This is a genomic window from Actinoplanes sp. NPDC004185, from assembly GCF_053603475.1.
Genome location: NZ_JBSGFR010000002.1, coordinates 207587 through 230601, shown reverse-complemented (window position 1 = coordinate 230601; position 23015 = coordinate 207587). Strand labels below are relative to the sequence as shown.

The window sequence follows — 23015 nt, the reverse complement described above, 5'->3', positions numbered from 1 at the left end:
AGCCCCGGACCCCTCACCATGCTCCCACGGCGGCTAGCGTTGAGAACGATGGCCACCGCATTCGCCGACCAGCTCCGGTCGCTCACCGATGACGCCCTGGGCGCGCTGATCCAGCTGCGCCCGGATCTCGTCGTGCCCGTGCCGTCCGACGTCTCCGCGCTGGCCGTCCGCGCCCAGTCCCGGGGTTCGGTGGCCCGCTGCCTCGACGCGCTGGACGAGTTCACCCTGGCCGTGCTGGACGCCGCGCGGCTCAGCCGGGCCGAGGAGACCGCGCTGACCTCGGTGGCAGCCATCGTCGAGCTGGCCGCGGCCACGGTCGCCCCGGAGGACGTACGGGTGGCGATCGACCGTCTCCGTGCCCGGTTCCTGCTGCACGGCCCCGAGGACGCGCTGCAGATCGTCGGTGCGGTCGATGAGGTCACGTCGCCGTACCCCGCTGGTCTGGGCCGTCCCGCCGACTACCTTGACCCGCAGGCGGCGGTCCTGTGCGCGGACCGCGCGAAGCTGCGCCGGGCCGTGCTGGCCGCGCCGCCGGGCGCCCGGGCGGTGCTCGACCGGCTCGCGGCCGGGCCGCCGGTCGGGGCGCTGAGCTCGGGCGGTTCGGTCGCCGAGCCGGTGCAGTGGCTGATCGACCAGCACATCCTGGTGCCGGTCTCGGAGGCCGGCCGGGCCCCGCGGGCCGACGGTGAGCTGGTCGAGCTGCCCCGCGAGGTGGGTCTGCTGCTGCGTCGTGACTCCGGGCCGCTGGGCCCGCTGCGACCGTTGCCGCCGACACCCGAGGGTCCGGTACGCGAGCCCAAGTCGGTCGATTCCGCCGGGGCCGGGCAGGCCATGGAGGCGGTCCGGCACGTCGAGACCCTGCTGGAGGCGCTGTCGGCCGAGCCGGCCGTGGTGCTCAAAACGGGCGGGCTGGGCGTCCGCGACCTCAAGCGGCTGGCCCGTTCCGCGAACCTGGACGAGCCCTCGGCGGCGCTGCTGATCGAGGTGGCGCATGCGGCGGGCCTGCTCGGCGAGGCGGACGCGGCCGGCACCGGGCGGGGCGTCACAGCCAGCCGGGCGTCCGGGCTGGTCGACGAGATCTTCCTGCCCACCGGCGGTTACGACCTGTGGCGGGCGTTGAGCATCGCGCAGCGCTGGGAGGCCCTGGCCAACTCGTGGCTGGCGATGACCCGGCAGCCCGGTCTGATCGGGCAGCGTGACGACCGGGACCGGCCGATCAATCCGCTGGCCCCGGACGCCGAGCGGGCGGGCGCACCGCAGGCCCGCCGGGAGGCGCTGGCCGCTCTGGCCACGCTCGGGCCCAGCACCGCGCCCAAGGCGGACGAGGTGCTCGAGCTGCTGGCCTGGCAGGCCCCACGCCGCGCTCGCGGCCGGGAAGCGGCCCACCGTGACGCGCTGACCGGAGCGGCCACGCTCGGCGTGACCGGGCTGGGCGCGCTCACCTCGTACGGGCGGCTGTTGCAGGAGGACGTCCCGACCGCCGACATCGATCCGCTGGGTGCCGGTCCGGGCGGCGGACGGGTGCCGGGCGCTTCTGACACCGTTCGCACGCTCGATGCTCTGCTGCCCGCGCCCGTTGATCACGTACTGGTCCAGGCCGACCTGTCGGTCGTCGTGCCCGGGCCGCCCGAGCCCGAGCTGGCCGCCGAGCTCGACGTCGTGGCCGAGCCCGAGTCCGCCGGCGGCGCGAGCGTCTACCGGGTCACCACGGCGAGTGTGCGCCGGGCCCTGGACGTCGGTTACAGCGCCGGTGACCTGCACGCGCTCTTCCGGCGCCGGTCGCGGACCCCGGTGCCGCAGGCGATGACCTACCTGATCGACGACTCCGCCCGCAAGCACGGTGGCCTGCGCGCCGGCTCGGCCGGTTCCTACCTGCGCAGCGACGACGAGGCCCTGATCGCCGAGGTGCTGGCGGACAAGCGGCTGGGCACGCTCGCGCTGCGCCGGCTGGCTCCCACGGTGCTGTGCAGCCCGGTGCAGATCGCCCGGCTGCTGGGCGCGTTGCGGGACGCCGGCTTCGCCCCGGTGGCCGAGGACGCCGCCGGGTCGGCCGTGCTGGCCCGGCCGAAGGTGCGCCGCGCGGTGACCCGTACCCCGGTCTCGTCGCGGCTCGGTGAGCAGACCGGGCCCCCGATCCTGGCCGGCCCGCGGCTGGCCGGAGTGGTCGAGCAGATCCGGCGCGGCGACGTCGCAACCCGCGCGGCCCGCCGCGCGCCGGTCACCGTGCGGGCCGCGAACGGCCAGCAGGTGCCCGGGCTGACCTCGGTGCAGGCGCACACGCAGGCGATGGCGGTGCTGCAGCAAGCGGTACGCGACAAAGCCCGCGTCTGGGTCGGTTACGTGGACTCGCACGGCGCGACGCTGTCGCGGCTGGTGCGGCCGGTGTCCCTGAGCGCCGGCTATCTGCGCGCCGAGGACGAACGGACGGAGACGTTGCACACCTTCGCGCTGCACCGGATCACAGCCGCGGTCGTGGAGGACTGACGGCCGGGACCGCGCGCCCCCGTTGCCCTGCTCGCGCGCGACCCGCCCGCCGTCCGCTGGTGCTTCTTGTTCAAACGCCCGGCCTGACCGAAGCGTTGCACATGGGATCAACCTTCTACAGTGGGTGGGAAGCCGTGTCACACTGGAGGGTCTTCTCTCGCTCGTCGAAGGGCACCTGGTGACCGGCGGACCATTGATCGTCCAGTCCGACAAGACTCTGCTGCTGGAAGTCGACCACCCGGACGCGCAGGCGTGCCGGATGGCGATCGCCCCGTTCGCGGAGCTGGAGCGCTCCCCCGAGCACGTGCACACTTACCGGCTGACGCCGCTGGGTCTGTGGAACGCGCGCGCCGCCGGGCACGACGCGGAGGGCGTGGTCGACTCCCTGATCAAGTTCTCCCGCTATCCGGTGCCGCACGCGCTGCTGGTCGACGTGGCCGAGACCATGGACCGTTACGGCCGGCTGCAGCTGATCAACGACCCGTCGCACGGGCTGGTCCTGCGCGGGCTCGACAAGATCGTGCTGGTCGAGGTGGCCAAGAGCAAGAAGCTGGCCGGCATGCTCGGCGCGCGGCTCGACGACGAGACCATCGCCGTGCACGCCTCCGAGCGGGGGCGGCTCAAGCAGGCGTTGCTCAAGCTGGGCTGGCCGGCCGAGGACCTGGCCGGTTACGTGGACGGCGAGGCGCACGAGATCGACCTGGCCGAGGACGGCTGGACCCTGCGGTCGTACCAGCAGGAAGCGGTGGACGGCTTCTGGGCCGGTGGCTCCGGCGTGGTCGTGCTGCCCTGTGGCGCCGGCAAGACGCTGGTCGGCGCGGCCGCGATGGCCACCGCCAAGGCGACCACGCTGATCCTGGTGACCAACACGGTGGCCGGCCGGCAGTGGAAGCGTGAGCTGGTCGCCCGTACGTCGCTGACCGAGGACGAGATCGGCGAGTACAGCGGCGAGCGCAAGGAGATCCGCCCGGTCACCATCGCGACATACCAGGTGCTCACCTCGCGGCGCGGCGGCGCGTTCACCCACCTCGACCTGTTCGGCGCGCGCGACTGGGGCCTGGTCATCTACGACGAGGTGCACCTGCTGCCGGCGCCGATCTTCCGCTTCACAGCCGACCTGCAGGCGCGCCGCCGGCTGGGTCTGACCGCGACGCTGGTCCGCGAGGACGGCCGCGAGGGCGACGTGTTCTCGCTGATCGGCCCGAAGCGTTACGACGCGCCCTGGAAGGACATCGAGGCGCAGGGCTGGATCGCCCCGGCCGAGTGCACCGAGGTCCGGGTCACACTGACCGACGCCGAGCGCATGACGTACGCGGTGACCGAGGCCGAGGAGCGCTACCGGGTGGCCGCGACCGCCCGCACCAAGCTCCCGGTGGTCCGCGCGCTGGTCGAGAAGCACCCGAACGAGCAGGTGCTGGTGATCGGCGGCTACATCGACCAGCTGCACCAGCTCGGCGAATACCTCGACGCCCCGATCGTGCAGGGCTCGACGACCAACAAGGAACGCGAGCGGCTGTTCGACGAGTTCCGCTCGGGCACGCTGAAGACGCTGGTGATCTCCAAGGTCGGCAACTTCAGCATCGACCTGCCCGAGGCGGCCGTGGCGATCCAGGTCTCCGGCACGTTCGGCTCCCGGCAGGAGGAGGCCCAGCGCCTCGGCCGGGTGCTGCGCCCGAAGGCCGACGGCCGCCAGGCGCACTTCTACACGGTGGTGTCCCGCGACACGATCGACACGGAGTACGCCGCGCACCGCCAGCGCTTCCTGGCCGAGCAGGGCTACGCCTACACGATCGTGGACGCCGACGACGTGCTCGGCCCGCCGTTGCCGCAGGTCGACTGACCGGTCACTCGACGGTCGGCGGCACGGGGACGGCATCCGGGGCGTCGGGCTCCAGCGGGGCCTCGGTGCCGGGCACCACGCTCACCGCGGGGGCGTCGACGGAGGCGCTCCGGGTCAGGAAGACAGCCCCGGCCGCGCAGCCGAGCAGGGCCATGACCACGGCGACGATCCCGGCCGCGACCACCGCCCGCAGCCCGCTGCCGGTGTCCTGCTGACGAGTCGGGGGCGGCGGCGCGAGGGGCGGCCCGGCGACCGGCGGGACGGAGTACGGGCGGTGCCCGAACGAGGGCGGGAACGGGCCGGAGTAGGCCCGCGGCGGCGAGTCCGGCGGCGGCGGGATCGTCGGCAGCGCCCGGGCCGGCGCGCGGGTCGCCCCGGCGTACGAGAGCACCGGCTCAGCCATGCCGGCCTCCTCGTACGCCGCGGCCGCGACGACCTCCGGGCTGCCCAGCCGTTCCAGTAGCTCCAACAGCTCGCTTTCCGAGGTCACGGCCCGTTCGACGCGCTCGTTGCTGATGTGCGCCGCGATCTCCGCGAGCAGTTCGCGGCGCTGGAGCACCGGCAAGCCGGTGAGCCGCAGCTCCAGCTCGTGCAGATACTCCGCGACGGCGTCGTTGGTCTTGTCGCTCATGCCCCACCGGTCCCTACGAGACGGTCGACGGTCTGTCGAAAGGAAACCCACTCCGAGCGGAAGTGCTCGAGTGCCGACCGCCCGCTGTCGGTGAGCGCGTAGTAGCGCCGCGGCGGCCCGGACGGCGACTCGCTCCACTTGCTGTCCAGCCAACCCACCCGGCGCAAGCGGGACAGCAGCGGATAGATCGTGCCCTCGGAGGCGGCGAGGTTCCGTTCCTCACCGAAGCGCCGGACGATCTCCGTGCCGTAGCGGTCCTCGTGCTCGACCATGGCGAGCACACAGAACTCGAGCGTCCCGCGCCGGAGGCTGGTGGAGAGTTGCGCGACGTCGGCCATGCGCCACACGGTACCTTGCCACGCAAGGTAGCTCAACGAGTCGGTACGGCCGGTCCAGGTTCCAGCAGGTCAGCCAGCAGATCGCCATGGGCTTCCACGCGCTCCAGCACCTCAGCGGCGCCGAACTGCCGGGCCACGTCGGAGCCCAGGGCCATCTCCGCGACCTCGTCCCAGGTCAGCGGCGTCGAGGCGGTCGGGCTGGTTTGGGCCCGCAACGAGTACGGCGCCACCGTGGTCTTCGCCGCGTTGTTCTGACTCCAGTCGATGAACACCTTGCCGGGCCGGACCGCCTTGGCCATCTTGGCCGTGATGGACCCCGGCACCCGCGCGGACAGCTCCTCGGCGACCCGCTTGGCATAGCCCGAGACCGTCTCGGCGTCCTGCGTCCCGGAGATCGGCACGCACAGCTGCATGCCCTTCTTGCCGGAGGTCTTGGGATAGGCGGTGAGGCCGTCGTCGGCGAGCCGGTCGCGCATCAGCATCGCGACGCCGCAGCACTCCTTGAGCGCGGCCGGCGCGCCCGGGTCGAGGTCGACCACCAGCAGGTCAGGGTCCGCACCGATCCGCCACTGCGGGGTGTGCAGCTCCAGGGAGGCGAGATTGGCCACCCAGACCAGGGTGGCCAGCTCGTCGACGACCACGAAGTCGATGGTCTCGCGGTCCTTGGTCGAGCCGGGGACGGGCAGCGTCTCCAGCCGTACCCACGACGGGGTCCCGCCGGGGGCGTTCTTCTCGAAGAAGTGCATGCCGTCGACGCCGTTCGGATAGCGGATCCGGGTCAGCGCGCGGTCCTTGAGATGGGGCAGCAGCACGGGCGCGATCCGGGTGTAGTAGTCGATCACCTCACCCTTGGTGAAGCCGGCCGCCGGATACATCACCTTGTCGAGGTTGGACACCTCGAGGTCGCGGCCCTCGATCTGCACCGCATACCGCTGCCTAACCATCCTCGTCCTCCTCGGCGCACTCGTCGGGAGACTTATCCGGGCGCAGCCGCAGGAAACGCGGGAACCGCAGCCGGCCGTCCGGGGTCCGGTTGCCGTACCGCACCTCGGTGACCAGCTCCGGCCGCACCCAGTGCGCACCCCGGGAGTCCTCGCGGGGCACCGCGCCGGGCAGGAACGGCGACTCCCGGGTCTCCAGCGGCGCCAGCACCGACAACAGCTCCTGCTCGGCGGCCGCCCCGATGCCGCCGCCGACGCGACCACGGAACCGCAGCCGCCCGTCCGGGCCCGGTACGCCCACCAGCAGGCCGCCGAGCTTGCGCACCCCGGCCCGCCAGCCACCGATGACGTAGTCCCCGGTCCGGTCGAACTTGACCTTGATCCAGTCCGGTGACCGGGCCCCCGGCAGGTACGCCGAGTCCAGCCGCTTGGCCACGACACCCTCGAGGCGGTTCTCCCGGGCGGCGGCCTCGGTGGCCACCCCGTCCGTGAACGCCGGGGGCACCATCCACGCTCCGCTGCCCAGGTCGATGCTCTCCAGATGACCCCGCCGCTCCACGTACGGGACGTCGAGCAGGGACTGGTCGCCGTACCGGAGCAGGTCGAAGATCATGTAGGTGACCGGCAGGGTCACCGCCAGCCGGGCCGCCCGGCCGGGATCGCGGACGTGCATCCGCTCGGCCAGCGCGGTGAACGACGGCCGCCCGGCCGCGTCCAGCACGACCATCTCGCCGTCCAGCAGCGATCCGGGCGGCAGCGAGAGACCGGTGACCTCGGGATATGCCAGCGTCACGGCCGCGCCCGAGCGGGCCCACAGCTGCGGCGGCCCGCCGGTGAACGAGGACAGCACGCGCACGCCGTCCCACTTGAACTCGTAGCTCCAGCCCGGCCCAGGGGGCAGCGTGCCCGCGGTAGCGAGCATCGGCGAGAGCGGCGCACCCGGCACGTGATCACCATAGGCACCAGCGAACACCTTACGCAGGAGTCTCACTAATGCGATCCTTGATCGGGGACTGCTCACGGGTGGTAGGAGAAGCGAAATGCGAGCGATCTGGAAGGGCGCGGTCTCGTTCGGCCTGGTGTCGATCGCCGTGAAGCTCTTCTCCGCGACGGAGGAGAAGGACATCCGGTTCCACCAGGTGCACCGCACCGACGGCGGCCGGATCAAGTACAAGCGCACCTGCTCGATCGACGGCGAGGAGGTGACCTACGACGACATCGCCAAGGGTTACGACCTCGGCGGCGGCGAGATGGTCATCCTGACCGACGAGGACTTCGCCGAGCTTCCGCTGACCACCTCACGGGCGATCGACGTGCTGCAGTTCGTGCCGGCCGAGCAGATCGACCCGCTGCTGTTCGCCAAGGCCTACTACCTCGAGCCCGAGGGCCAGGCCGCGAAGCCGTACGTGCTGCTCAGAGACGCGCTGACCGAGTCCGACCGGGTCGCGATCGTCAAGGTCGCGCTGCGTCAGCGCGAGCAGCTGGCCACCCTGCGGGTGCACGACGACGTCCTGGTGCTCAACACGATGCTCTGGCCCGACGAGGTCCGCACGCCCGACTTCGGCTTCCTGGACGAGGACATCGAGACCCGCCCGGCCGAGCTGGCGATGGCCAGCTCGCTGATCGACTCGATGGCCGGCAGTTTCAAGGCCGAGGAGTTCACCGACAACTACCGGGCCGCGTTGCAGGAGGTCATCGACGCCAAGGTCGAGGGCCGCGAGATCGTCGCGCCGGAGGAGGCCGAGGAGGCGCCGGCAGCCGCCGTCGACCTGATGGCCGCGCTCAAGGCCAGCGTCGAACGCGCCAAGAAGGCCCGCGGCGAGGCCCCGGAGGAACGGGCCCGGGAGATCGGCGCCACCCCGATCGGCGCGGCCAAGTCGGCCGCCAGGAAAACCTCATCCGGTACGGCTACCAAGTCGGCAACCGCAAAGAAGGCCGCCCCGGCGAAGAAGTCGGCAGCGGCCAAGAAAACTCCAGCCGCGAAGGCGACTGCCGCGCCGTCCAAGACCACAGCGGCGAAGAAGGCTCCCGCCAAAAAGGCCGGCACTGCCACGAAGGCGGCGAAGAAGTCCGCCTAGTTAGTCTTGTCCCGTGGCATTGACGTGGGCTGAGTCTTATCTGGGTCGGGTCCGTTCGAGCGTGGGCGACAGCGACACGATCCTGTTCGTGGGGGCGCGGGGTGTGATCCTCGACGAGCAGGACAGACTTCTGCTGATCCAGCGTTCCGACAATCACCGCTGGGCCATCCCGGCGGGCGCGATGGAGCTGGGCGAGAGCATGGAGGAGTGTGCGATCCGTGAGGTCTGGGAGGAGACCGGCCTGCGCGCGACGTCGCTGACGCCGTTCGCCTTCCACACGTCGTACACGTACACCAACGAGTGGGGACACACCTACCAGCAGATCCTGATGTCGTTCCGGATCCACACCTGGGAGGGCGAGCTGCTGAAGGTGACCGAGGAGTCGGTGGACGCCGGCTTCTTCCCGCTGGACGCGCTGCCCGGCCCCAAGTCACCGATCATCGACGAGGTGCTGGCCGACCTGGCGTCCTTTGAGGCCACCGGCCGGATGGTCCTGAAGTAGGCGTGCCCCGCCGGGTCAGCCCGGCGGCCGACCGGCGCGGCCGTGGCGCACGGACCGGGGTCTGTGCGCCACGTCAGCTCGGCTGGGTCCGTACCGTTGCTATTTGGTGTTCCCGATCTCCTCGATGAGCTTGTCGCAGAAGGCCGGGATGTCGTCGGGTTTGCGGCTGGTCACCAGGCCGTCGTCGACGAAGACCTGCTCGTCCACCCAGGTCGCGCCGGCGTTGACCAGGTCGGTGCGCAGGCTGGGCCAGCTGGTCAGGGTGCGGCCGTCGACGACGCCGGCCTCGATGAGGGTCCAGGGGCCGTGGCAGATCGCCGCGACCGGCTTGCCCGCGCTGAAGAAGTCGCGCACGAAGCGCACCGCATCCGGGTCGGTCCGCAGGAAATCCGGGTTGGCCACGCCGCCGGGCAGGACCAAGGCGTCGTAGTCGGTCGCCGCCGCGTCCTTGACCTGCTTGTCCACCGGGTACGTGCCGGCTTTGTCCATGTGGTTGACGGCCTGGATCTCGCCGTCCTTGATCGAGACGAGCTCCGCCGTCCCGCCAGCCTCCTCGACCGCCTTGCGGGGCTGGGTGTACTCGACTTCTTCCACGCCGTCGGTCGCGAGGAACGCGACCCGCTTGCCACTGATCGATGTCGCCATCGTCCGTGCCTTTCGCCGTCTCCGCTCTGTCAGTAAGAGCGGTTCCCGGCTTCGGCGCGGGCAAACGCCGGGGCGCGCCGCCGGCGGTTGACGAGCTCGCCGCCGAACCAGGCACCGAAGACGGCTCCGGCCAGCGCGAGCAGCTCGACCGCGACGAGACCGCCACCGGCGACCCGGTCGGGGGTGCGCATGCGGACCATGAGGATGACGGCGAAGATCAGCAGGACGCCCATGTTGACCAGGCCCTGGAGCACGCCGCGCCGCTTCGCCAAGGTGTCACGGACGAACATCAGGTCGATGGCGGAGGCGGCCGCGGCCAGGACCCCGCCGATCAGGCCGGCGACGAGGTTCCAGTAGGCGAGCGCACCGAGGATGTCCGGCCCACCGAAGACGTTGCCGAGGTCGAACAGGACGGCCATCGCGAACAGGCCGAGCGGGAACATCACCAGGACCGGCTGGACGGCCTGATTGGCGATCCGGAGTCTGCTGTCCATGCGGGCTGTACCCTCCCCTACCTGCTCGTTCTTCAACGTCGACAATTCGCCTACCCGGGGACCGCGGCGGCGAAACGCACCGTGTCGATGGTTAGGTCCATCGATGAACGGCCATGTCCTATCGTGTGCCCAAGATCCGGCCGCGCCCCGCTCGCCGGCGGCGGAAGGAATTGCGATGGAATGGGCAGCCCGGATCGTGGTCGGCCTGGTAGCCGCGATCCACGTCTACATCCTCGTCCTCGAGATGTTCCTGTGGCGGACAGATCGGGTGCGTGCCACGTTCGGTACCACCGCGGAGTTCGCCGAACAGACCGCGACCCTGGCGGCCAACCAGGGCCTCTACAACGGTTTCCTGGCGACCGGCCTCACCTATGGTCTCATCTCGGACGACCTGACGTTCCAGGTATTTTTCCTGTCCTGCGTGATCGTCGCAGGAATTTATGGCGCCCTGACGGCGACCACCCGGATCTTGTTCGTGCAGGCCATCCCGGGTGCGGCGGCCCTGCTGCTGGTGCTGCTGGCGGCGTGATCGCCAAGTCGGCTTGTACGCAATCTGCAACATGGCAGATTGAGTGGTAGCGGGCAGCGCTATGGCCATGCTCTACTGAGTGCAGGCATTGAAGGGCGGATCTGGAGGGAAACAAGGAACGGCACCCGGCGGCAACCGGGTGCCGTTGTCGCCTCCGGGGCGTCGTGCGATGCGACGCGCGAGGCGGGGTCGACTCTCTACGCCAATGGTGGCCCGCTCTTCCCCTCCTCGCAAGGAGTCGTGGAAGGGAGTTCGCCATGCGCATCTACTACCGTGGACCCGACGCAGTGGTGACCGACGGACATTTCGCCTGGCTCGGGGACCCCGTGAGAATGGTGCTCATCCGGGACCTGCGCAACGTCCGGAGGGCCCACACCGACGCCCGCCGCGGAAACCCCCGGGCGATGCAGATCGGGTTGGCCGCCCTGCTGGTAACGGCGGCGGGATGGAGCACCCTCGGCACCACCGCGGTCCTCGTGACGGCCCCGCTCTGCGCCGCCATCGCCGGCATCAGCACAGCGGCGTACTGGCGGCTGCGGCCCCAGCGGTGGGAGTTGCTCGCCACCTACAAGGGGAGCACCGTGACCCTCTACGCGACCTCGGACGTACGAGTCTTCAACCAGGTGGCCAGGGCCCTGCGCCGCGCCGTCGAGGACTCCCGGCCGGCCGCCGACGGATACGACCTGGTCGCCGCATGACGGACAAACCATGTCACGCAGTGCTCCTAACGGGTGACAACTAACAGTTTGATCAATACCAGAGACGTGGTGATTCGTTCTCAGTACGATTTGGTCGCAACCTCGCTGTCTGCAAGATAGCCACCAGCGAGGTTGCGATCGCCTCGTCCGACGTACTCCTCGCGCTGATGAAGGACTCATGACTGAAGGTGATTCGCCGACAGTCGCGCGCCGCCGCATACGCCTAGCGTTGCGCGAAGCCCGCGACGCGGCCGGACTCACCCAACTTCAGGTCGCCGAGGAGATGGAGTGGTCCCTGTCCAAGGTGATCCGCATCGAGAACGGCGACGTGACGATCGCGCCCAATGACCTTCGGCCGCTTTTGTCGTTTTATGGGATCAAGGACCGGAAGCAGGTCAGTGATCTGCTGACGTCGGCACGGATCGCGCGGGCCCGGCAGCGGCAGGCTTGGTACCAGGCCCCGGATTTCCGCGATCACGTGTCGGAAGCGACGCGCCGCCTGATCGAGTATGAAGCCGAAGCCGTGGCTATTCGCTCGTACTCGATTTATTACATACCAGGCCCGCTGCAGACGGACGAGTACGCCAAAGCCCTCACGGGCAAATTCGACGAGGAAGACATCGCCTCCAAGAAGGCCGAGCTTCTCGTCAAGGCTCGACACTTGCGTCGCCAAGCGCTGGTCTCCCGCTTGGACACGATTCAGGTTTACGTCCTTCTTGAAGAATCCGTGTTCATGCGACCGATCGGCGGAGCCCAGGTCTTCGCGGAGCAGCTGCTTGAGATCCGCCGACTCGCCGGTCAAGGACTGCTGCATCTACGAATGCTTCCCTTCGCCCTTGATTACCCGATCGCCAACAACGGTAGTTACGATTTGCTGGCGCTGAGCGACCGTGACGTGGACAGCGAAATTCTGTACCGCGAGAACGGCATGGCGGACGAGATCGTCGAGGACAAAGCGACGACCGCACGCCATCGCAAGCGCTTCGAACAGCTTTGGCATCTGTCGAATGACGAGACGGACACGATCCGATTCCTCGACAGTCGTATCCAGGAACTGGAGACAAAATCGCCCTGACGCCAAAGAACCTCAGCAGTCATAAGTGGGCACACTATGACAGTGTGTCGGAAGAGACCGGAGAACCAGTGTCAACTCCAGAGCCGCTGCAGTGGCGCAAGAGCTCTTACTGCAGCAACGGCACCTGCATCGAAGTGGCCAAGCAGGACGACCAGTACCTCATCCGTGATTCCAAGAACCCCGACACCGCTCCGCTGGCGTTCACAGCTGATGAGTGGTCGGCGTTCTCCCGGGGTTTCCACGAGGGCCAGTTCCGCTTCGATTAAGGTGTCCGGCCGTTCCATGTGCAGTCGACGTTTCAGAAAGCGTCGAGGGCTCAGGGAACGGCCGCATCTATTTCTGGCCTGAGACCGGTCCTGCGTACGCCGTCCCGCATTGCCGAGCCGGCAACCCGCCGACTGCGGCACTCATGGTGATCAGCAGTACTTGCCGCACTGATAGCCCATTCCAGCAGCGGCTTCCTTTGCGCTTTGCACCTAACGAGAATCATACCTCAACCCCGGGGTCTTCGCACCTATGTATTTCTCATGACGCGGTCGCCATCAGGCTTTCGAGTCCAACACCGCTTTAATGAGCCGGCCTTCACCGGCGGCACGTCGATGAATTGCAGGAATGGCACGAACGACTGAAGACGCTCAATTTCGGCGCATACCCGCGGGATTTCGCTTACGCCGCGCGCCGGAACGAAAGAAGGCACCAGAGCTCCGATCGACCAGCCGGCCGGTTCCGATTTTGATCATCAGTTAGCCATTTCGCGCACGGAAGACATGCCAAAACATGCGTTAACTGGACATACTTAAGTAACTACTTGCGCTTAACGGGCAATCCGCTCATGGGATGACGGTTCACTCACTGCTGGCTTCTCCCGTACCTGTCGGACGTCGCCTACCGTGTACTCGGGAACCGTCACGGAGGAGCGAGCATGATGAACTCCAAGGAACAACCGGCGTGGCGCAGTAGCGGCATGTGCACGGGCGGCAACTGCGTGGAGATCGCCGCGGTCGACGGCGGATACCTGGTCCGGGACAGCAAGCACCCCGAGCAGCAGCCGATGTTCTTCACCGCCGAAGAACTGTCCGCCTTTGCGACATCGTTCGTGGCCGGGGAGTTCGCGCCCGAGTGAGCATTTCCGGTCGCTGATCTGGCGTTCCCGGCTGTGCCCCGGGCCGAGCGGGGCATACTTCGCTGGTGGGCGACACCGGATCGCGACCGGACAGCTTCTCTTCCCGGGTTACTGACGCGGGGCGGTTCCTCGTGCTGCACGAGGCCGCCGAGGATGTTCTCGATGAGCTGACCGAGCGTTACGTCGTCGACCGGCGCGAGAGCAAGGAGCCGGTCGGGCCCGCGCCCGGTGCTGAAGTCGTGCGCACCGTCCTGCTCATGCCTCGCAGCCCGGCCGCCGGGCCGCTCTCGATCGCCTTCACCGACTTTCCCGGCGTCGTGCTGCGGCTGGGCCGCTGGTTCTTCGAGGCGCTGCCCGACTGTGGCTGCGATGACTGCGCCGAGGACCCGGCCGCCCTGGTTGAGGACCTGCGTGCCCGGGTGTCCGCGCACGTCGAGGGCGGCCTGTGGGAACGCGTCCGGCGTGGGGTCACCGGGTCGTGGCTCGAGACGCGGCTCATCGGGCCCGGGCTGCGGACCACCCGCCAAGCGCCGATCGACCCCGCTGAAGCACGGGCCGCCCGGCGTGAGGGCTTCGCCGCTGCCGTGCAGTGGGCACCCTGGATCCGCCGCGCGCCCTAAGCGGCGCGGCCGCCGAGCAGGTTGATCGCCGTGCTGATGGAGGGGCGGCGGACCACGTTCGCCATGGAGAGTTCGCCTCGGCAGAAGGCCTCGAAGGCGCGCCAGCCCATCGGGGTTGCGAAGGCCGCGTGCATCAGCCGGGGGTGCTTCGCGAAGACCCGCAGCAGGCGCCGGCCCGCCGCCATCTCGGGCGCCAGCTCCCGTTCCACGTGCTGATCGTATTCGGCCAGCTCCGCCGGCTTCTGGGCATGCGCCGCCACCTCGCCCGCCCACGTTCCCGACCGCAGGGCGTAGCTGATCCCTTCCCGGGTCCACGGCTCCAAGAGCCCCGCCGCGTCGCCGACGACCAGCACTCTGCCCTTGCGCAGCGGCGCGTCCGTCCGGCGGCAGCGGGTCAGATGCCCCGAGTCACGGACGACCCGCCGATCCGCCAGGCCGAGCTGGGCGAGGAAGTCGGCCAGGTACTTCTTGGTCTCGGCTCCCCGCCCCTTCTCCATGATCACGCCGACGGTGAGCTCGTCGTCCTTCGGGAACACCCAGCCGTACGAGCCGGGCACCGGCCCCCAGTCCAGCAGGACCCGTCCCCTGTACGCCGCCCGGTCGGCCTCGGTCGCGGCCACCTCGACCTCCAGGCCTAGGTCCTGCTGGTCGAACGTGACGCCCACATGCCGGGAGCTGATCGCCGCTGAGCCGTCGGCGCCGATGACGAACCGCGCGGTGATCACCTCACCGTCGGCCAGGGTCACGGTTGCTTCGTCTGCGTTCTGGTCCAGGGAGCGGACCTGGGCGTTCTGCCGTACCTCGGCGCCGGCCGCGCGGGCTGCCTCGTACCAGGCGAAGTCGAAGTCGTCCCGCCGTACCATCGTCAGCACCGGGTGTCCCGGTGACCGGCGGGTGAACGCTCGGCGGCCGTTCTCGGTGAAGGTTATGGCCGCGACCATGTCGCGGGCCGGGACCTTGATCCGCGGGGCCGCCATCGCCAGCGACGTGCCGATCAGCCCGCCGCCGCAGGTCTTGTAGCGCGGGTGCTCCGCGCGTTCGAGCACGATCGTCCGGGCTCCCGCCGTGGCCGCGGCGTGTGCCGCTGCCAGGCCGCCCGGACCGGCGCCGATCACGGCGACATCCCACTGCGCTGTCACCTGGCGGATTCTAGCGATCATCGCTGTGTACAAACGTACACATGATATGTACGGTTGTACGCATGGGCGAACGGACGATGCGCGAGCGGATGCTCGCCGGTGAGCTGTACCTCGCGGATGACCCTGAGCTCGGGCGTGAGCTCGACCGGGCCGCCGCGCTGAGCCACCGGCTCAACACCATGGACCCCACCGACGGTGCCGCCCGGCTGGCTCTCCTCACGGAGCTGCTCGGCGCTTTCGGTACGGACAGTGAGATCCGTCCGCCCTTCCACTGCGACTACGGCTACCAGACGTTCGTCGGCGCCCGGACCTTCGCGAACTTCGGGCTCGTCAGCCTGGACGTGGCCAGAGTGACCATCGGCGACGACGTGCAGATCGGCCCGAACGTGCAGCTGCTCACCGCCACCCACCCGGTCGCGGCCGGCCCGCGCCGCGACAAGTGGGAGGCGGCGTTGCCCATCACCATCGGTGACAACGTCTGGCTGGGCGGGGGTGTCATCGTGTTGCCGGGCATCACGATCGGCGCCAACACGGTGGTCGGGGCGGGCTCGGTCGTCACTCGTGACCTGCCCGCCGACGTGGTGGCGGTCGGCAACCCGGCCCGGGTCATCCGGGAGGTCGAGCCGTGACCACCGAAGCGGGCGCGGCGCGGTCGGCCCGCCGGTACGACCCCGATCGCAAGGTGCGGATCATCGATGCCACGGTCGACGTCATCGCCGAGCACGGAGTCGCCGGCACCACCCACCGGCGGATCGCGGCGGCTGCGGACGTACCCCTGGGGTCTTTGACCTATCACTTCGACGGCCTGGTGGATCTGCTGGCGCAGGCGTTCCGCCGGCATGCGGAACGCATGTCGCGGTCCTACGAGGCCGCGTTCGACGGTGTCTCGACCACCGCCCAGCTGATCGACGCGATCACCGACCTGATCCACGGCGACGCCGACGCCGACCCGCGCGACTGGGCGGTGGCCTACGAGCTGTATCTCGCGGCGCTGCGGGATCCGGCCCTGCGCACCGTCACGGAGTCGTGGATGCGGACCAGCCGCGCCGTGCTCGAACGTTTCATGGATCCGACCACCGCCCGGGGCATCGACGCCCTCATCGAAGGCCTGGTCATGCACAAGACCCTGGCCACCACCCCCGGCGCGACCCGCGCCGAGACCCGCGAGATCGTCGCCCGTCAGCTTGGAGCCACCGTATGACCACCACCCTCGCAGCACCACCGACTGTCGACGTCCTCGCGGCGCGGCGCGCGGTCTACATCGCGTTCACCGGCTGCGGTTTCGCCATGGCCTCCTGGGCCACGCGCATCCCGCAGGTCCGCGACGGCCTCGGGCTGACCCCGTCGCGGCTCGGCCTGGTGCTGCTGGCCATCGCGGCCGGCTCGATCGTGTCGCTGGTGCTCGCCGGCCACATCGTCGCCCGCTTCGGATCGCGGGCCACGGTGGCCACGATGGCAGGACTGCTGCTGGTCGCGCTGAGCGCGGTCGGCATCGGCTACCCGTACGGCATCACGCCGGTCGTGATCGGACTGTTCCTCTTCGGCTTCGCCAACGGCGCCTGGGACGTGGCCATGAACGTCCAGGGCGCGGTGGTCGAGGGGCACCTGGGCAAGTCGATCATGCCCCGCTTCCACGCCGGCTACAGCGTCGGCACGGTTGCCGGTGCCCTGACCGGTGCCGGTGCGGTGGCGTTGCACGTACCGGTCACCGCGCATCTGATCTTCTCAGCGGTCCTGATCGGAGTGATCGTGATCCTGGCGGTCCGCCGCTTCGGCCCGGACGACGTGCACCCGCCCACCTCCGACGAGGGTGGGGGCCTGCGCCGCACGCTGGCCACCTGGCGCGAGCCGCGGACGCTGCTCATCGGCCTGTTCGTGTTGGCGTTCGCCTTCGCCGAGGGCGCGGGCATCGACTGGATCAGCGTCGCGGTGATCGACGGCTACGGCGCCGAGGCGACGATCGGCACCCTCGCCTTCGCCACGTTCCTGACGGCGATGACGGTCGGCCGGTGGTTCGGGCCCGCGCTGCTGGACCGCTACGGCCGGGTGGCCGTGGTGCGGATGCTCGCGGTGCTGAGCCTGGCCGGGCTGATGCTCTTCGTCTTCGGCCCGAACGTGGTGACCGCCTTCGCGGGGGCGCTGCTGTGGGGGGTCGGGGCGTCGCTGGGCTTCCCGGTCGGGATGAGCGCGGCGGCGGACGATCCGGCCAAGGCCGCGGCGCGGGTGAGTGTGGTCGCCACGATCGGCTACTGCGCGTTCCTGGGCGGGCCGCCGCTGATCGGCTTCCTGGGGGATCACATCACCGTGCTGAAGGGGCTGGGGGCGGTGGCGGTGCTGCTCGCCGTCGCCACAGCGGCCGCCGGAGCACTGCGGCCGCTGCGGCCCACCGAAGACTGACGAGAAGAACGGCACCCGGTTGCCGCCGGGTGCCGTGTGGTGTTTCCCCTCGGACTCCGCCCTTACTTGTTCCAGTGAAGCACGGCCAGTGCGCTGATCGCTACCACTCAGACTGCTACATCGCAGATTGGGTAGTCCGGAGATCTACTCACGCAGGCCGATGCCCTCGATCGGGGGTGTACGCAGGACCCGGCCGATCGGCAGCATCGTCGCGACCAGCGCCAGCGCCACCGTGCCGCCGAGGATCGTCGCCGCACCGAGGGCCGGCACGTACGGGATCAGTACGCCCGAAACCGCGTGGACGACCGACGACAAGGTGATCGCCGCGATCGCCGTACCGATCGCCAGGGCCACCCCCAGCAGGCCTGCCTGTTCGGCGTGCACCATCCGCTTGAGCTGGCCGCGGGTCACCCCGACCAGGCGCAGCAACGACAGCTCCCGGGCCCGGGCCAGTGCCGCCATGATGAGGGTGTTCGCGGCCGCGAGGACCGCGTACCCGACCAGGACCATGATGAGCAGCTTGTTGAGCCAGGCGCTGATCGCCAGGTCCTGGGCGAGCTCGCCGGTCAGCTGCTCGGTGCCGACCACGGTGCTCAGCGGATAGGCGCTCGCGAGATCGGCCAGTCCCGCGGTGACGTCCGCCCCCGGCGCGGTGCGGATGAGGAGGTGGTCGTCGAGTCCGGTCGCGGTGTGGCCGGTGAGCGTCTCGGTGTCCAGGGTGACGTCGCCGAAACCCCAGCCGCGGTCGTACAGCGCGACGATCCGCAAGGTCATCGGCACGCCGTCGCCGAGCCACAGCCGGGCGTCGTCGCCGAGTTCCCAGCCGGCCGAGTTCGCCAGCGTCGTCGACACGGCCACGGTGGAGACCCGCAGTTCGGCCAGGCTTCCCGCCCGTACCCCCAGGTCCAGGGTCTGGTCCGCACCCACCGGGTCGATGCCCTGGGCCGCGACCGCCTGGGCCTCGAGCTGGTTGGGGACGATCACCGACGTGCGGCGTACCCCGGTCGCCGCGACCACCCCGGGGATCTTGCGGGCCTTGGCCGCGGCCGTCGCCGGCAGGCCGGCCCCGCCGGTCAGCGCGTGCTGGGCGAGCGTGCCGTCGTGGCTCTGGACCACCGTCTGGCGTTGCAGGTTGTCCTGCAGGAACCACACGGTGCCGCCGAAGCCGACCGAGAGCACGAGCGCGCTCAGCACCGCGACCATGCCCCGGGCGTTCGCCCGGAGGTTCGCCGCCGCCAGATAGCCGCTGGTGCCCCAGACTGTCTTCAGCACCGGCGTGAGCAGCCGGGCCGCGGCGCGGTTGATCCACGGCGCGAGCAGGGCGATGGCCAGCACGAACGTGTAGAGCATGCCGGTCGCCGCACCCAGCGCCGTCGTGCCGTCGGTGGCGCCGGTGAGGCCGATCAGCGACACCCCGCCGGCCAGGAAGACGAGGCCGGAGATGATCCGGACCCGGCCGCCGAGGGCAGGCTCGACGGCCGCCTCACCCAGCGCCTCGGTGGGGCGGATCCGGGTGGTGCGCAGCGCGGCGATCCAGGCGGAGCTCAGCGCGACGATTGCCACCGCCACGGTCACGGCCAGGGCGGACAGGACACCACCGCTGAGTTCGAAGGTGTCGGGGACGAAGCCGCGGGTCACGAGCTGGTCCCGGGTCCAGGCGGTGGCGGCCAGGCCGGCCGGGACGCCGACCACGGCGGCGAGCAGGCTGAGCAGGCCGACCTCGGCGAGGATCATCTGCCGTACCTGGCCGGGGGTGGCCGCGATCGCCCGCAGCAGCGCCAGATCGCGGCGACGGTGCCGGACCGACAGCCCGACCGTGCCGGCCACCACGAAGATGATGATCATTGCGGCGTAGCCACCGAACGCGGAGCCGGCCTGCACGGTCAGCGCCCGCGCGGCCACCGCCTCGGGCTGCTCGACGAGTCCTCGCTCGCTGTCCACATAGGTCTTGACATTCGGCGCGGCCTTGCGGACCGCGGCCACCACAGCCGATCTGTCCGCGCCGGGCTCGGCGAGCACGCCGATCGCCGTGAAACTGCCCGGGTTGGGATCGAGCCGCGCGGCCTGCGCATCGGTGAAGAACACCGCTGCCTGCGGGCCCACCGCGTCGACCACACCGCTCACCCGGAACTTGCGCTCGGCCCCGCCCACCACGATCGCGGTCGCGTCCCCGGGCTGCAGCTTTCCGCCTGCGGCGAGCCGGGCGTCGACGGCGATCTCACCGTCGGCCCGCGGCTGGCTGCCGGACACCATCCGGTACGGGGCCAGCGCGGCACTCCCCCAACCGTGGCCGGTGGTCCGCACCCCCGGCGCCGCCACCGGCGTGACCGCGATCGAGTGGTCGCCCACGGCACTCGCCACGCCGGGCACCGCCGCGATCGTCGCGAGCAGCGTGTCCGGCACCCGGCCACCCTCGGGCAGCGACACGGTGGTGGACTCGGTCTCGCCGAAGATCTCCGGCCCGGCGATGGTGCGATCACGGTCGGCCACGACGGCCACCGTGGCCGCGTACCGCTGGGGTGAGCCCTGATAGCGCAGGCCGGACTCGACCAGCAGCCCGCAGGTCATCAGGATCATGACGCCGGCGGCGAGCGCGACGAACGTCGCCACGAAAGTGCCCTTACGGAAGCGCAGCATCTGCGCGGCCAGTCCCAGCACGGCTCAGCCCTCCCGGCTCGCGACGGGCTGCCAGCGGCCGAGCCGGGCCAGCTGCTCGGCGATGCGCTCGGCCCCGGGCTGCGGCATGTCCTGCACGATCCGGCCGTCCGCGAGCACCATGACGCGGTCGGCGTACGAGGCGGCGACCGGGTCGTGGGTCACCATGATCACGGTCTGCCCGGTGTCGTCGACCACCGACCGCAGCAGGGTCAGCACTTCGGCCGCGGTCTGGGTGTCGAGCGCCCCGGTGGGCTCGTCGCAGAAGATCACCTCGGGCCGGGTGACCAGCGCCCGGGCGATCGCCACCCGCTGCTGCTGACCACCGGACAGCTCCGACGGCCGATGCGTCAGCCGGTCACCGAGCCCGACCCGGTCGACGACCTCGGCGAGCCAGGCCCGGTCCGGGCGGCTGCCGGAGAGCCGGGACGGCAACAGGATGTTCTGCTCGACGGTCAGGGCACCGACCAGGTTGAACGCCTGGAACACGAAGCCGATCCGGTTGCGGCGCAGCTTGGTGAGGGCCTTCTCGGACATCGACGAGAGGTCGGTGTCCCCGATCCGTACCCGCCCCGCGGTCGGCCGGTCCAGGCCGGCGGCGACGTGCAGCAACGTGCTCTTGCCGGAGCCGGACGGCCCCATGACGGCGGTGGCGGTCCCCTTGAGGAACCAGGCGTCGACGTCGGCGAGGGCAACGACGGGCTGCTCACCGCCGTACGTCTTGCTGACACCTTCGACGGTGACGGCGATCTCTGACATGGCTGGGGCCTTCCGGAGCGGTCTTGTGCGGTCTCCTCTGACGCTAGGGAGATCACCGCTCGGCTTCGATCAAGCAGGCTGCCCGTCCGGGGTACAGCAGGCGCTACCGTCCGGGGCGGCGCTAGGCCCGGCCGCGGTTCTGGGTGCGGAGCCGGCGCAGCAGCTCGGTCCAGACCCTCGGCACGCCCAGGTCGAGGAACTCCGCCTTCAGACCGGCGATCTTCTTCTCCCGGTCGGCCAGCATCGCTTGAACCGCCGTGGTGAGCTGGGAAACGAACGCTCGCTCGCCCAGCCGGCCGACGGTGCCGTCGGGAAAGTCCACGTCCCAGTAGAGCGCGCCGGTGGTGCGGACGGTGATGGAGCCGTCCGGCGACGTACCGACCCCGATCACCTCGTTGAGCGCTTCGGCGTAGGCGGCCTGCTCCGGCGTGCGTTCAGGCGGGTCGCCCGGCCCGGTGACCACGAGGAAGGAGTTCAGCCGTCGCTCGTGCAGGTCGTCCTGCGACCGCTGGAACGCGATCCACATCGCCTGGCCGAGGCGGCTGAGCTGGTGCGCGAGGACCGCGTCGGGATAGTGCTCGAACGAGCCGTGGCTGAAGCTGATCCGGACGTCCGTCCCGTCGGTCGTGGCCGCCCAGATCCGGCCGTCCGGCGACGACGCGGAGATCTCCGGTCTGTGTTCGAGCATCTTTCCCCCGTTCGCCGGCGGGCCGAAGCCTCGGCCCGGCCGGCGTTGCGACGCGCTGAAAGATGTCACGATAAACCCGCGTCAATGTCCCGGGAGGCCTCTCCGCAGGCTCACAGCGGGACAGCGGCCCCTCGGGCGACATGCTAGAACCTGCCTATGAATCGAGCCGCTCGCGCACTGGCCGCCGGTGTCATCGCGGTGGCGACGGTCGGCACGCCCCAGGCCGCGCTGGCCGAGAGCGCTGCGGCAACGGTGTACGCGGGCACCGGTTCGGCGGGATACGCCGGCGACGGCGGTCCGGCGACAGCGGCGACTCTCAACAAGCCGGGCGGCATAGCAGCCGGACCGGACGGGGTCGTGTATGTCGCCGACACCGCGAACGGAGTGGTCCGGGCCATCTCCTCGGACGGCGTGATCCGAACGGTCGCGGGCCGGGGCGGGTCGGCTCAGAAACCGCAGGACACCCCCGTACCGGCGAATGCCCAGGTGCCCGGCTCCGACGTCACCCTGCGCAATCCGGCCGGCCTGGCCGTGAACGCGACGGGCACTGTCTACATCGGAGACAGCGGGAACAACCGCATCCTCTCGCTGTCGGCGAATCGGGACGTCAGCCTGGTGGCGGGCGGAAACGGCGCCGGCTTCTCCGGGGACGGCGGGCCGGCCATCGATGCTCAGCTGCGCGACGTCAGCGGCATCGACATCGACGACGCCGGCGCTCTGGTCTTCGGCGATCTGCGCAACTACCGGGTCCGCCGCATCGGGTCCGACGGCGTCATCACCACACTCATCGGCAGCGGCGACGTCGGTCTGCTGGCCGGTGGTGAGGCCAAGTCGTTCACGTTCCCGTACGCACCGATCTCTACGGCGGTGGGCGGCGGGAGTGACCGCTGGGTGGCCAGCACCCTGCTGTACGCGCTGTCAGGCACCCAGATGCGAGCGGTGGTCCGGGACGGTGACGGCCGATGGTCGTACTCCGACAACCAGAGCGCCACGATTCCCCCCGGCGGATGGCAGGGCAACCTCTACGTCGCCGCCACGAAGAACGCCGTGTATCTGTCGGCCGACGACGGTCTGTACCGGTTCTACCCGGACGGCCGGGTCGAGACCCTGCTCGCCAAACCGTCGATCGTCGGTCCCCTGACCATGGTCGACGACCAGACCGGCTACCTGGCCGACGCGCGCGGCAACAAGGTGTACAAGCTGCAGCTGAATGGACTGTCCAGCGACGAATCCGCCGGTGGAAGCGAATGGTGGCGGCAGTGGTGGACGGTGGCGCTCGCGATCGTCATCGTGCTGGCGCTCGTCGCCGCGGTGGCCGTGACCGTGGCCCGCCGCCGCCGGGCGTGAGACGACGTTCGCTGACTATTGACGGAGGTGAT

General features: G+C 70.1%; 24 protein-coding genes. 14 read left to right on the top strand and 10 right to left on the bottom strand.

From position 1 onward, the window contains the following. Window positions 1-48 precede the first annotated feature (48 nt). The gene (locus tag ACWEOZ_RS03205; RefSeq protein WP_451909108.1) at window positions 49-2484 is read left to right on the top strand and encodes a helicase-associated domain-containing protein; all 2436 of its coding nucleotides are present in this window, start codon (window positions 49-51) and stop codon (window positions 2482-2484) included. A gap of 178 nt (window positions 2485-2662) precedes the next feature. Further along, complete coding sequence (locus tag ACWEOZ_RS03200) at window positions 2663-4324, top strand: DNA repair helicase XPB (protein ID WP_451909107.1); 1662 nt, start codon at window positions 2663-2665, stop codon at window positions 4322-4324. 4 nt (window positions 4325-4328) lie between these two features. Here ACWEOZ_RS03200 and ACWEOZ_RS03195 read toward each other — a convergent pair whose 3' ends face one another. From ACWEOZ_RS03195 to ACWEOZ_RS03180, 4 genes are read right to left on the bottom strand one after another with little or no spacing between them, the layout of a single operon-like run. Further along, window positions 4329-4955 (bottom strand): HAAS signaling domain-containing protein, encoded by a 627-nt coding sequence (locus tag ACWEOZ_RS03195; protein WP_451909106.1) that lies wholly within the window; start codon window positions 4953-4955, stop codon window positions 4329-4331. Then, complete coding sequence (locus ACWEOZ_RS03190) at window positions 4952-5293, bottom strand: PadR family transcriptional regulator (RefSeq protein WP_212991311.1); 342 nt, start codon at window positions 5291-5293, stop codon at window positions 4952-4954. The genes ACWEOZ_RS03195 and ACWEOZ_RS03190 overlap by 4 nt, the downstream gene beginning before the upstream one ends. Before the next feature lie 32 nt (window positions 5294-5325). After that, window positions 5326-6237: a non-homologous end-joining DNA ligase gene (ligD, locus tag ACWEOZ_RS03185; protein WP_451909105.1), complete on the bottom strand. Its 912-nt coding sequence runs from the start codon at window positions 6235-6237 to the stop codon at window positions 5326-5328. After that, window positions 6230-7180: an ATP-dependent DNA ligase gene (locus ACWEOZ_RS03180; RefSeq protein WP_451909104.1), complete on the bottom strand. Its 951-nt coding sequence runs from the start codon at window positions 7178-7180 to the stop codon at window positions 6230-6232. The genes ligD and ACWEOZ_RS03180 overlap by 8 nt, the downstream gene beginning before the upstream one ends. A 94-nt stretch (window positions 7181-7274) precedes the next feature. On the opposite strand from ACWEOZ_RS03180, the gene ku reads away from it, so the two are divergent. Together ku and ACWEOZ_RS03170 are read left to right on the top strand one after the other, a co-directional pair. Next, window positions 7275-8312 carry a non-homologous end joining protein Ku gene (gene ku / locus ACWEOZ_RS03175; RefSeq protein ID WP_451909103.1) on the top strand — a complete coding sequence of 346 codons (1038 nt, stop codon included), beginning with the start codon at window positions 7275-7277 and terminating at the stop codon, window positions 8310-8312. 13 nt (window positions 8313-8325) lie between these two features. Then, entirely contained in the window at window positions 8326-8814 is a 489-nt protein-coding gene (locus ACWEOZ_RS03170; RefSeq protein WP_451909102.1) for an NUDIX domain-containing protein, read from the top strand. A 99-nt stretch (window positions 8815-8913) separates the two neighbouring features. Here the strand turns inward: ACWEOZ_RS03170 and ACWEOZ_RS03165 are convergent, their stop codons facing one another. Together ACWEOZ_RS03165 and ACWEOZ_RS03160 are read right to left on the bottom strand one after the other, a co-directional pair. Continuing rightward, window positions 8914-9459: a type 1 glutamine amidotransferase domain-containing protein gene (locus ACWEOZ_RS03165; RefSeq protein ID WP_451909101.1), complete on the bottom strand. Its 546-nt coding sequence runs from the start codon at window positions 9457-9459 to the stop codon at window positions 8914-8916. Window positions 9460-9488: 29 nt separating this feature from the next. Beyond that, window positions 9489-9953 carry a DUF2231 domain-containing protein gene (locus tag ACWEOZ_RS03160; protein ID WP_451909100.1) on the bottom strand — a complete coding sequence of 155 codons (465 nt, stop codon included), beginning with the start codon at window positions 9951-9953 and terminating at the stop codon, window positions 9489-9491. A gap of 175 nt (window positions 9954-10128) precedes the next feature. Here ACWEOZ_RS03160 and ACWEOZ_RS03155 point away from each other — a divergent pair, with 175 nt between their 5' ends. From ACWEOZ_RS03155 to ACWEOZ_RS03130, 6 genes are all read left to right on the top strand, one after another. After that, complete coding sequence (locus tag ACWEOZ_RS03155) at window positions 10129-10482, top strand: DUF1304 domain-containing protein (protein ID WP_451909099.1); 354 nt, start codon at window positions 10129-10131, stop codon at window positions 10480-10482. Window positions 10483-10739: 257 nt separating this feature from the next. Then, window positions 10740-11180, top strand: a complete 441-nt coding sequence (locus ACWEOZ_RS03150) for a DUF6232 family protein (protein ID WP_451909098.1) — start codon at window positions 10740-10742, stop codon at window positions 11178-11180. A 178-nt stretch (window positions 11181-11358) separates the two neighbouring features. Further along, window positions 11359-12255, top strand: coding sequence for a helix-turn-helix domain-containing protein (locus tag ACWEOZ_RS03145; protein ID WP_451909097.1), 897 nt, complete (start codon window positions 11359-11361; stop codon window positions 12253-12255). A 68-nt stretch (window positions 12256-12323) separates the two neighbouring features. Continuing rightward, window positions 12324-12521, top strand: coding sequence for a DUF397 domain-containing protein (locus tag ACWEOZ_RS03140; protein WP_451909096.1), 198 nt, complete (start codon window positions 12324-12326; stop codon window positions 12519-12521). Window positions 12522-13177: 656 nt separating this feature from the next. Beyond that, entirely contained in the window at window positions 13178-13378 is a 201-nt protein-coding gene (locus ACWEOZ_RS03135) for a DUF397 domain-containing protein (protein ID WP_451909095.1), read from the top strand. A gap of 65 nt (window positions 13379-13443) precedes the next feature. Further along, window positions 13444-13998, top strand: a complete 555-nt coding sequence (locus ACWEOZ_RS03130; RefSeq protein ID WP_451909094.1) for a DUF6226 family protein — start codon at window positions 13444-13446, stop codon at window positions 13996-13998. Here ACWEOZ_RS03130 and ACWEOZ_RS03125 read toward each other — a convergent pair. Next, on the bottom strand, window positions 13995-15158 hold the full coding sequence (locus ACWEOZ_RS03125) for a geranylgeranyl reductase family protein (protein WP_451909093.1): 1164 nt from the start codon (window positions 15156-15158) through the stop codon (window positions 13995-13997). The two genes, ACWEOZ_RS03130 and ACWEOZ_RS03125, sit on opposite strands and share 4 nt — an antisense overlap. Before the next feature lie 41 nt (window positions 15159-15199). Between ACWEOZ_RS03125 and ACWEOZ_RS03120 the strand changes: the two genes are divergently transcribed. The 3 genes from ACWEOZ_RS03120 to ACWEOZ_RS03110 are packed head-to-tail and all read left to right on the top strand — an operon-like array spanning window position 15200 to window position 17534. Next, window positions 15200-15766, top strand: coding sequence for a sugar O-acetyltransferase (locus ACWEOZ_RS03120; protein ID WP_451909092.1), 567 nt, complete (start codon window positions 15200-15202; stop codon window positions 15764-15766). Beyond that, on the top strand, window positions 15763-16338 hold the full coding sequence (locus ACWEOZ_RS03115; RefSeq protein ID WP_451909091.1) for a TetR/AcrR family transcriptional regulator: 576 nt from the start codon (window positions 15763-15765) through the stop codon (window positions 16336-16338). The genes ACWEOZ_RS03120 and ACWEOZ_RS03115 overlap by 4 nt, the downstream gene beginning before the upstream one ends. After that, entirely contained in the window at window positions 16335-17534 is a 1200-nt protein-coding gene (locus tag ACWEOZ_RS03110) for an MFS transporter (RefSeq protein ID WP_451909090.1), read from the top strand. Before ACWEOZ_RS03115 ends, ACWEOZ_RS03110 begins: the two co-directional genes overlap by 4 nt. A gap of 144 nt (window positions 17535-17678) precedes the next feature. Here ACWEOZ_RS03110 and ACWEOZ_RS03105 read toward each other — a convergent pair whose 3' ends face one another. The 3 genes from ACWEOZ_RS03105 to ACWEOZ_RS03095 form a co-directional block, all read right to left on the bottom strand. Continuing rightward, entirely contained in the window at window positions 17679-20192 is a 2514-nt protein-coding gene (locus tag ACWEOZ_RS03105; protein ID WP_451909089.1) for an FtsX-like permease family protein, read from the bottom strand. Window positions 20193-20195: 3 nt separating this feature from the next. Continuing rightward, window positions 20196-20948: an ABC transporter ATP-binding protein gene (locus ACWEOZ_RS03100; RefSeq protein WP_451909088.1), complete on the bottom strand. Its 753-nt coding sequence runs from the start codon at window positions 20946-20948 to the stop codon at window positions 20196-20198. 121 nt (window positions 20949-21069) lie between these two features. Then, window positions 21070-21636: a hypothetical protein gene (locus ACWEOZ_RS03095; protein WP_451909087.1), complete on the bottom strand. Its 567-nt coding sequence runs from the start codon at window positions 21634-21636 to the stop codon at window positions 21070-21072. Window positions 21637-21792: 156 nt separating this feature from the next. Here ACWEOZ_RS03095 and ACWEOZ_RS03090 point away from each other — a divergent pair, with 156 nt between their 5' ends. Further along, entirely contained in the window at window positions 21793-22983 is a 1191-nt protein-coding gene (locus ACWEOZ_RS03090; RefSeq protein WP_451909086.1) for an NHL domain-containing protein, read from the top strand. Window positions 22984-23015: the final 32 nt, after the last annotated feature.